At 59.5% G+C, this 1,489-nt stretch carries 1 protein-coding gene; it reads right to left on the reverse strand.

Features of this window, described 5'->3' with window-relative positions; all coding sequences use genetic code 11:
* Positions 1–1,487, reverse strand: a 1,487-nt coding sequence (locus C8D90_RS21910; RefSeq protein ID WP_147291400.1) for a ShlB/FhaC/HecB family hemolysin secretion/activation protein, incomplete at its 3' end; no start/stop codon positions are given.
* Between the last annotated feature and the right edge of the window lie 2 nt (positions 1,488–1,489).

Consider the following 1,489-nt stretch of genomic DNA (forward strand, 5'->3'; position numbering starts at 1 on the left):
TCCTGTTTGTCATGACGCAGATAGCCACCGTCAATGGCTGCCACTACGCCCACCGCGCCTATTACCGGCATCCTGAATAATGTCCAGTCTACTTCGTTACGCCAGTATCCACCTTTGTCCCCGGACAAGTATTGCTCTTTAAAGCCACGCACCGAACTTTCCCCGCCTATCGTCAGACGTTCGCTGCCATATAACCGGTCCGGCGTCCACTGGCCGTAAAAACTGCTCAGATAACTTATGTTGTCCGTGAGCGGGCGGTAGTAGCTGCCCGACACGATCCATTTATTAAACTCCGCCTTCGGCGAACCTGCCTGCCTGCCGTCGTCCGACGCCCCCAGCCACGGCACCCCGCGGCTGTACGCCGGGTTCAGCGTGGCGTAACCGCCCCACAGTTTCTGACCATGATTCACGCCCGCCAGCACGCTGGTCAGCTTATAGCTGCTGTTTTCCAGCCGCACGTCGCTCAGGTAGTTGTTGTTGCTGCGATGGTTCATCCCCAGCACCAGGCTGGTTTTGATATCGCTGTCGCGGTACGCCACCCACGAGCCGCTCAGCCGGTGCGTCTGCGTATCGCCGGTCGAGCGCCATTCATATCCGCGGCTCTCAATGGTCGCCAGGTAGTCACTGTACGAATAGCTGTAGTCAAACGTGAAATAGCCGTACGGCATGCTCACGCCCGCCTGCACGCTCTGCGCGTCCTTACTGTTGGAGAACGCGCTGCTGCGCGCACCCGCCACGTACCAGCGGTCGGCAAGGCCGAACAGGTTATTGATCGCCACCGAGGCGTTCAGCTGTTCTTCGCCGGTGCTCTTCTGCCCGCTGTTGTCGAAGCCCGCGCTCAACAGCACCGGGATCTCCTTCGACGCCTCCAGATCCACCACCGAATACCCCGGCTCCGAACCGGGCTGAATGGCGATCTGCACCGGCTCGCGCCGCACCCGGTTTATCTGCTCCATCCCCTGCTCGATATCACGCAGGTTCAGTATTCTGTTGCCCAGCCGCGGGAAGGTGGTCGACAGCGTCCGGTCGGGCTGGCCGTTCATCCGCACTTCTTCCAGCTTGCCTTCCATCACCAGCAGCGTCAGTTGCCCCTGGGTGAGGTCCTGTTCGGTCAGAAATGCCCGGCTGGTAATGTAGCCATTGCGGATGTACCAGTCGGAGACATCCTGCGTCAGCTGTGAAATCTGTTTAATGCCCAAACACTGATCGAGGTAAGGCGCCAATAAGGTTTGCTGCCGTTCAGGCGTCAGCAAACGGGCGCCGGCAAGGCGGATATGATAGATAGGGAAGCAAGGACCGGTATTCTCAGGCAGCGCGGCACCGCGCCGTGGCGACGGCGCTATGCTGCGCTCCAGCTCTTCGCGCTGCATCTGGTTCTGCTGCAGTAATTCGCGCTGCTGTTGCTGTATTGTGTCACGGTCTGAAGGACTCAGCGGAGCTGCCCATCCCTCAAAGGAACACAGACTGCCCAGAGAAAACCATGTCAGGA

Source organism: Enterobacillus tribolii (genome assembly GCF_003363015.1).
Classification (GTDB): Bacteria; Pseudomonadota; Gammaproteobacteria; order Enterobacterales; family Enterobacteriaceae; genus Enterobacillus; species Enterobacillus tribolii.